Below are 7,543 nucleotides of genomic sequence, written 5' to 3' on the forward strand. Positions count from 1 at the left end.
CAGCCTGTCTTTCTACAGTCCCTACCCTTTCTGGAAATCATCGGTTTTGCGGCCTGCGCGTTCCGGGAAAGGGTAGGGACTGTAGAAAGACAGGCTGACACCCTTATCTTGTAAGCGCCCGGACATATCGAGCATGAAGGTTGCCGGGATCGGCACGCCCTTGGGGTCGTTCGCGTGCAGATGCGTCAGCTTCAAATCCTGCGTGCCGCGAATCTTGGGAACGATGGCGGTATTGTAGTAATCGCGCACCGATTTAAATTGGGCGATGGTTTGCAGGGCGTTTTCGGTGGCGGTCGCCTGCGTGTCGGCGTCGATCTGCCGGGGGACGATCAACCCAATCGCCGCGATCATGGCGATCAAGGCCAGCGGCACGGGCAGCGCGATTTTCCAGACGAGACTCTGACGCCAAGCGCTCATGACCTATTCCCCTTTTTGGCCGAGGGCGACCCGCCCCTCCGCTTCCATAGTCGCAATGCAGAAGAATAGATGCAGATTTTTACCAATTTTAACGCAGATATGCGCCTTGCCCCCATTGTCACAGGGGGCGACGGACGTGCCGCTTAACGCTAGGCGAGCCTAGCGCGCAACCTTTCTTCCTGTTCCTGCGTCTCCGGCGTCATCAGCGCTTCGAAATCGGCGGCCTCATAGAGGGGGCGAATTTCGATTTCGCTCGGCCCCGGCATTGGGTTTGGGCAGCGTTTTACCCAGTCCACCGCCTCGGCCATATCTTTCACCTCCCACAGCCAATACCCGGCCACAAGTTCGCGGGTGTGGGCGAAAGGGCCGTCGATCACGGTACGGTTCGCCCCATCGAAGGCGATCCGCTTACCCTGGCGCGACGGCTTCAACCCCTCGCCCGCCTGCATGATTCCCGCATTGACCAGTTCTTCGTTGAACTTGCCCATCGCTTCGAAGAGTTCGGGCGTTCCGAGGGTAAGCTCGGCTTCGCTGTCTTCGGTTGCTTTCACCAAGACCATCACGCGCATCGCCCGTCTCCTGCGATTGGTTAAACCCCGGCGTCTACCCCATCGAGTACGACGCCCAACTCGGCTTCGAAGGCGGCCACGGCGCCGGTAAGATGGTTCGCCAAGCGCTCAAAGGCGGCAAGATCGGCCTGCGGAATCCCGGCGAGCAACCGTTGTTCGGCGGAAAGCGCGAGCGGGACGATTTGATCGTACACCGACCGGCCCGCCTCGGTCATCTCCAGCGTCAGGCGGCGGCGATCCTGCGGGTCGACCCTGCGGGCGAGGCGTTCGGCTTCCAGCAGGCGGGCGATGGCGCGCGACACGCGCACCTTATCCATCGCCGTCCGGGCAGCAACTTCGGTTGCCGTCATCTCGCCATAGCGGCCCAGCACGGCCAAAATCCGCCATTCCGGAATGGTAAGATTGAACTGATCCGAATAGAGCTTGCCGATCAGGGCGCTCACGCGGTTGCTGAGCACGCTCAATCGGTAGGGCATGAACCGCTCCAAATTCAGCGGTGTGTCCTTAGGGGCCTGCGTCATCTCCTCACCCATCCTACTTGCGATTTGTTTCTTATGAAACTAATATCGGTTTGAGCTATTGTTTCCCAGATGGGACCGCAACGCAATCTGCCGCAGACGGCAATTTAATAACTCTGAGAGGGGCCTGGACGTGAGCGAAATTACCGATATCAACCCGATGGGGACCGATGGTTTCGAGTTCGTTGAATATACGGCGGCGGACCCGGCGCAACTGGAGGCGCTGTTCACCCGCCTCGGCTTCAAAGCGGTGGCAAAACATCGCTCCAAAAACGTGCTGCTGTTCAAACAGGGCGACGTGAATTTCATTCTGAACGCCGAGCCGTCAAGCTTCGCCCAATCCTTCGCCCGCGTTCATGGCCCTTCGGCCTGCGCGATGGCCTTCCGCGTGAAGGATGCGGCCTATGCCGTGCGCCGCGCCGAAAGCTTAGGGGCGAAGGTCTTCACCGGTGCGGTGGGGCCGATGGAACTCAATATCCCCGCCATTCAGGGCATCGGCGGTAGTTTGATTTATCTGGTGGACCGCTACGGCCCCAGCACGATTTACGATGTGGATTTCGTGCCGCTGCCGGGCGCGGAGCCGGTGCCTTTCGGCGTGGGGCTGGCGCAGATCGATCATCTCACCCATAACGTCCATCGCGGGCGGATGAACGAATGGTCGACCTTCTACGAGCGCTTGTTCAACTTCCGTGAAATTCGCTATTTCGATATCGAAGGTAAGGTAACGGGGCTGGTGTCGAAAGCCATGACCAGCCCGTGCGGCAAAATCCGCATTCCCATCAACGAAAGCTCGGACGATAAGAGCCAGATCGAAGAATATTTGCGCGCCTATAATGGCGAAGGCATTCAGCATATCGCGCTGTCGACCGAGAATATCTATGAAACCGTCGAAGCGCTTCAGCAGAAGCTGGTAAAGTTCATGGATACGCCGGAGAGCTATTACGAACTCATCGGCAACCGGCTGCCCTATCACGGCGAAGATACCGAACGCCTGCGGAAAGACCGGATTCTGATCGACGGCGCGCCGACCGAAGACGGCGGCATTCTGCTGCAAATCTTCACCGATACGGTGATTGGTCCGATCTTTTTCGAGATCATTCAGCGCAAGGGCGATGAAGGCTTCGGCGAGGGCAATTTCCGCGCCCTGTTCGAATCCATCGAACTCGACCAAATCCGTCGGGGCGTGATCTAAATGAAGACGGCCTTCGATTTCCCCCATATCGAGGGGGAAGCCTCGCGGCAGGCGCACTGCGACCTGCCCCCCGGCACCTACGAGCGGGAATTGGGCCGGGATGGGTTCTTCGGCCCGGCCACCCATATGTACCACGCCAACCCGCCGACCGGCTGGACCGACTGGGAAGGGCCGTTGCGCCCGCGCGCCTTCGATCTCTCCCGGCTAACCGCGACCGAGCCGTGCCCGTTCGACGCGCCGGAGGTGCTGTTCAACAGTCACGCCCGCCTGCGCTTTTGGCGCGCGCCGGAGCGGATGGACCATCTCGCCCGCAATGGCGACGGCGACGATTTGATCTTCGTCCATACCGGCACGGCGGATTTGTTCTGCGACTATGGGCATCTGGCGATCGAGGCGGGCGACTATATCGTGCTGCCGCGCGGCACGATGTGGCGGTTGGAGAGGGCACAGCATTTCTCGGCGCTCCTCATCGAGGCGACCAATTCTTCCTATAAGCTGCCCGATAAAGGCATGCTCGGCCCACACGCGATTTTCGATCCGGCGATGCTGGACGTGCCGAAAATCGATGAAGTCTTCAAGGCGCAGCAGGGGCCGGGCGACTGGAAAGTGCGCATCAAACGGCGCGGAGTCTTCTCCACCGTCACTTACCCGTTCAACCCGCTGGACGCCAAGGGCTGGAAGGGCAATCTGACGGCGGTGCGGATCAATGTGCGCGATATTCGCCCGCTGATGAGCCATCGCTACCATTTGCCGCCATCGGCCCATACGACTTTTGTGGCGGATCGGTTCGTGGTGTGCACCTTCGCGCCGCGCCTGTTCGAAACCGATCCCGGCGCGCTGAAAGTGCCCTTCTTCCACAACAACGATGATTATGATGAAGTGCTATTCTACCACGCGGGCGATTTCTTCAGCCGCGACAATATCCACCCCGGCATGATGAGCTTTCATCCGTGCGGCTTCACCCACGGGCCACACCCGAAGGCGCTCGGCAAAGCCTTTCAGCAGACGAAAGCCGCGACCGATGAATATGCGGTGATGATCGATACGCGCGATGCGCTCGATATTGGGGCAGGGGCGGCGTCGGTGGAATGGGCGGGCTATGTCAATAGCTGGGCCGGAAAAAAAGACTAAGGGGGAAGCTTTATGAAACTCGCAACACTTCGGGCAGGCGGGCGCGACGGGACGCTGATCCTCGTGTCGACCGACCTCACCCGCGCCGTTCCGGCCACCGGCATTGCCGCAACCCTGCAAGCAGTGCTCGACACTTGGGCCGAAGCCGCTCCCAAGCTTCAAGCGCTGTGGGCACAGCTTGAGGCGGGCACGGCGGCGGGCAGCTTTGCTTTCGACGAGACCGCCTGCCATTCGCCCTTACCGCGCGCCTACCAATGGTGCGATGGCAGCGCTTACGTGAATCACGTTGAATTGGTTCGCAAAGCGCGCGGCGCGGCCATGCCGGAAAGCTTCTGGACCGATCCGCTGATGTATCAGGGCGGCTCCGATGCGTTTCTTGCCCCGCGCGCGCCGATTTCGATGGCCAGCGAAGACTATGGCATCGATTTCGAGGGCGAAGTCGCCGTGGTCGTCGATGATGTGCCGATGGGGGCGGACCGGGCGACGGCGGCTAAAGCCATTCGGCTCGTGATGCTGGTGAATGATGTTTCCTTACGCAATCTCATTCCCAATGAACTCGCCAAAGGCTTCGGCTTCTTCCAGTCGAAACCCTCCAGCGCTTTCTCGCCGGTCGCACTGACGCCCGAAGTGCTGGGCGTAGCGTGGGACGGGGGCAAGCTGCACCTGCCGCTGCTGGTCAGCCTCAACGGCCAGCCTTTCGGCAAGGCCGATGCTGGGGTGGATATGACTTTTGATTTCCCCACCCTCATCGCCCATGCCGCAAAAACCCGGCCTTTGAGTGCGGGGGCGATCATCGGCTCCGGTACGGTCTCGAACCGGGATTTGGGCGGCGGGCCGGGGCGTCCGGTTGCTGATGGCGGCTTGGGCTATTCCTGCTTGGCGGAAGTGCGCATGGTCGAAACCCTGCTGCACGGCGGCGCGCGCACGCCCTTCTTACGCTTTGGCGATCGGGTGCGGATCGAGATGAAGGATGCTTCCGGAGCGAGCCTGTTCGGGGCGATTGAGCAGACGGTCGAAACCTACACGGCTTAGGGCTTTTCCGCCCACTCCAACCGCCGTTGCCACGCCGCGCCGCGCCGCTCGGCGATGAGCACGGCGGTTTCGCCGTCTTTAAGGCTAAAGGTGACGCGGCCTTGCGTGAGGGGGCCAAGGTCGGCGGCAACCCCGCTGGCCTCCACACTCAGGTCGGGCAGGCTGAGGGTAAAATTCCCGCCCTGCGCGCCGCCGTTGGCGATGTCGACTGTCCCCTTGCCGCCCGCAAAACCCAGTTGCCCGCCCGCGAAGGCGTTGGAGAGCGCAAGGCCGCGCTCGGCGCTGCGGGCCGGGTCGGTCTCGGAGGCGGGGGCGAGGGCTTGGCTGAGGGCCTTCGGATCGATACCACCGAAATGCCCGGCCCCCAAGGTCGCCTCTAAACGCCCGGTAAGCCGCGCCGGTAGCTCTTTGAGGGTGAGCGGCTTGGCCGTGAGCGTGCCCTTCACGGCCAGGGAGCCTTCGGCGTCGGGCTCGTCGAAGAGGGCGGCGGTAGCCCGGCCCAGGGCGGCATCCTTCAGATCGACCGTCGCGGTCAGCAGCGGTTCGGCCTCGCCGAAGGCGAGCGTTCCGGCGAGCGCCAGCGTGCCTTCGTAGAGCTTCGCGCTCCCCTCGTCGAAGCGCCAGCGCCCGTCGGAAAAGCGCACCCTTCCTGCAACATCGGAGAGGGAATAGGGCGCTTGTTCCAGAAGGCCGATGCGTAAGGCCAAATCAAGATCGAGGGGCAGCAGAAGCGCGTCGGCAAGGCGGCTGGAGGTGAGGGCACTATTCCGCCACAGCGCTGGGCGAAACACGGAAACCCCGATACCGCCGCTGAGCTTCCAGGCTCCATCTTTTGCTGGAATAACTAACGCCCCCCTTGCATCCGCCGCAAGATCAGGCAGGCGCAGGGCGGCGCTGTCGATGGTGATGCGGTCGCGGGTGAGATCGAGCCGGGCGGTGAGTTTCACCGGCCCGTCGCCCTCCACCGCAAGCCCCAAGGTTAGATCCCGCAACACCTGACTCTGCGAGGGGCCGTTAGCGTCGAGATCGAGCAAAGCCGTTCCCGCGAGCGGCGACCAACTGCCGCCCCACTGGGTTTCAAGCCCGCCGATACGGGCGGCCAGCGCAACATCGGCTTTGGCGACGGGGCCGGTAAGCGCGAGGGTAAAGCGGCCCTCAACACCGGGGCGCAGCGGCACGGGGCTGCGCAACAAATCGGCACTGCGGGCAAGATCGGCAATCGATCCGCTGGCTTTCAGGGCGAGGGTCGCCGGGCCGGTCGAAGCGTCGAGCGTGCCGCCGAGGGTGATCGGCTCGGGGCCGGAAAAGCCCGAGACGCGCGCTTCCTCGATGGTCAGAATGCCGCCGACCAGCCGCGCGGTCAGGCCGAGATCGCGTAAGGGATGATCGCGCAGCACGCTTTCGCCCACCGTCAGCGACAGGGTCCCGTCGAGCGTCTTCAGGCCCGCAAACCCCTGGTCCCCCGCCAACAACTCGCCCCAGGGCGTCAGCGGGGTGAGCGCATCCAGCGGCAGCCGGTCGGCGGCAAGCGTGGCGGTGACGTTGGGGCGCTCCCAACCTTCAATGCGCACGGCCCCGGTCAGGCGGCTATTGTCGAAACTGAGATCGAGATGGTCGGCCACAAGGCTGTCGCGGTCGCCCGATAGCGCCAGGGTTCCACTCACGCGCCGCACCCGGTCGCCGCGCGGAAACCAACGCGGATCGAGCCCGGCCCAGACGAGGGCGGGGCGGGGATCATCGCCGCCGAACTCGCCACGCCCAGCAAAGCGCCAGTTTTCATCGGGAAGCACCGCGCCGCTCAGCGCAATATCAGTGCCGCCGGGCAAAACGACGGCAGCTTCTGCGACGGTGACGATGCCATCTTCCCAGGCCGCGCTCACGCGCGCTTGCCGCAGCACGCCGCTGCGCCACTCCACCGCGTCGGCGGCAAGGGTCAGCGTGCCGTGTGGAAGAGTGGAATCGACGCGCGGCACCAGCGGCGGCTGCCAGGGTGTGCGGAGCGCATCCAGATCGAGCCGGGCGGTGCGCAGGCTGGCCTGCCAGGTGAGATGATCGGTCCAGGCGAGGGTAAGGCTTCCCGCCAGCCGTTGTTCGCCGAGCGCGACGCTGAGATCGTGCAGCGAGAGGCCGTTGGGCGTCAGATCGACCGAGGCGTCGAGGGCAAAGCGCCCCTCCGCCGGTTTCGGCACGCCGAACCCCAGCAGGTGGGCAAGTTCGGTGGCGCGCGTGCCCTCGCCCTTGAGCTTGCCGATAAAGCGCGCCCCGCCTTTTTCGGCCAGCATGCCGGTGAGGCGCAAGGTGGGGCCGCCGCCGCGCGGGCCGACTTGCAACGCGAGCGCGCGGCCCAAGGAGGCTTCCATCCGCCACGGCAAGGTGCGGTGGCGGAAGGTGGCGGTGAGGCGCGGCGCATCGCCGGGTTTGCCAAACGTCAGATCGGCGTCGATCCCGGTCAGCCGGTCGCCTGCGTCCATGAGGGGGGAGCCCGCTTCGCCGTCGATAATGCTGACCCGCTCCAGGGTCGCGCGGCCAAAACCCAAGAAATCGGTGCCCGTCGGCAGATCGAGAAATTCGGCGACCGGATGCTCAACCCGTAAAGAAGAGACGCGCACGGTCCCCACCAGCAGCGCGCCTAAATCGAGATCGGCCTGAATGGCGTCGGCGCGCAGGAAAATCGGTGAGCGTTC

General features: G+C 63.5%; 7 protein-coding genes. 3 read left to right on the top strand and 4 right to left on the bottom strand.

Annotated elements, in window-relative coordinates:
• Nucleotides 1-21: 21 nt before the first annotated feature.
• The 3 genes from ACIQ36_RS16660 to ACIQ36_RS16670 all read right to left on the bottom strand — a co-directional run bounded on the left by ACIQ36_RS16660 (nucleotide 22) and on the right by ACIQ36_RS16670 (nucleotide 1,507).
• Nucleotides 22-417 carry a hypothetical protein gene (locus ACIQ36_RS16660; protein ID WP_395831373.1) on the bottom strand — a complete coding sequence of 132 codons (396 nt, stop codon included), beginning with the start codon at nucleotides 415-417 and terminating at the stop codon, nucleotides 22-24.
• Between the two features lie 149 nt (nucleotides 418-566).
• Nucleotides 567-986 carry a YciI family protein gene (locus ACIQ36_RS16665; RefSeq protein WP_395831375.1) on the bottom strand — a complete coding sequence of 140 codons (420 nt, stop codon included), beginning with the start codon at nucleotides 984-986 and terminating at the stop codon, nucleotides 567-569.
• A 20-nt stretch (nucleotides 987-1,006) separates the two neighbouring features.
• Complete coding sequence (locus ACIQ36_RS16670; protein ID WP_395831377.1) at nucleotides 1,007-1,507, bottom strand: MarR family winged helix-turn-helix transcriptional regulator; 501 nt, start codon at nucleotides 1,505-1,507, stop codon at nucleotides 1,007-1,009.
• A gap of 157 nt (nucleotides 1,508-1,664) precedes the next feature.
• Here ACIQ36_RS16670 and hppD point away from each other — a divergent pair, with 157 nt between their 5' ends.
• The 3 genes from hppD to ACIQ36_RS16685 are packed head-to-tail and all read left to right on the top strand — an operon-like array spanning nucleotide 1,665 to nucleotide 4,859.
• Nucleotides 1,665-2,696 (top strand): 4-hydroxyphenylpyruvate dioxygenase, encoded by a 1,032-nt coding sequence (gene hppD / locus ACIQ36_RS16675; RefSeq protein WP_395831385.1) that lies wholly within the window; start codon nucleotides 1,665-1,667, stop codon nucleotides 2,694-2,696.
• Nucleotides 2,697-3,827, top strand: coding sequence for a homogentisate 1,2-dioxygenase (locus ACIQ36_RS16680; RefSeq protein WP_395831379.1), 1,131 nt, complete (start codon nucleotides 2,697-2,699; stop codon nucleotides 3,825-3,827). It begins immediately after the preceding gene.
• 12 nt (nucleotides 3,828-3,839) lie between these two features.
• A complete protein-coding gene (locus ACIQ36_RS16685) occupies nucleotides 3,840-4,859 on the top strand; it encodes a fumarylacetoacetate hydrolase family protein (protein ID WP_395831381.1) in 1,020 nt (339 codons plus the stop codon).
• Here the strand turns inward: ACIQ36_RS16685 and ACIQ36_RS16690 are convergent.
• On the bottom strand, nucleotides 4,856-7,543 hold a 2,688-nt coding region (locus tag ACIQ36_RS16690), incomplete at its 5' end, for an AsmA-like C-terminal region-containing protein (RefSeq protein ID WP_395831383.1). The genes ACIQ36_RS16685 and ACIQ36_RS16690 overlap by 4 nt on opposite strands.

The sequence above is a fragment of the Elstera sp. genome (genome assembly GCF_044372965.1).
GTDB lineage: Bacteria > Pseudomonadota > Alphaproteobacteria > Elsterales > Elsteraceae > Elstera.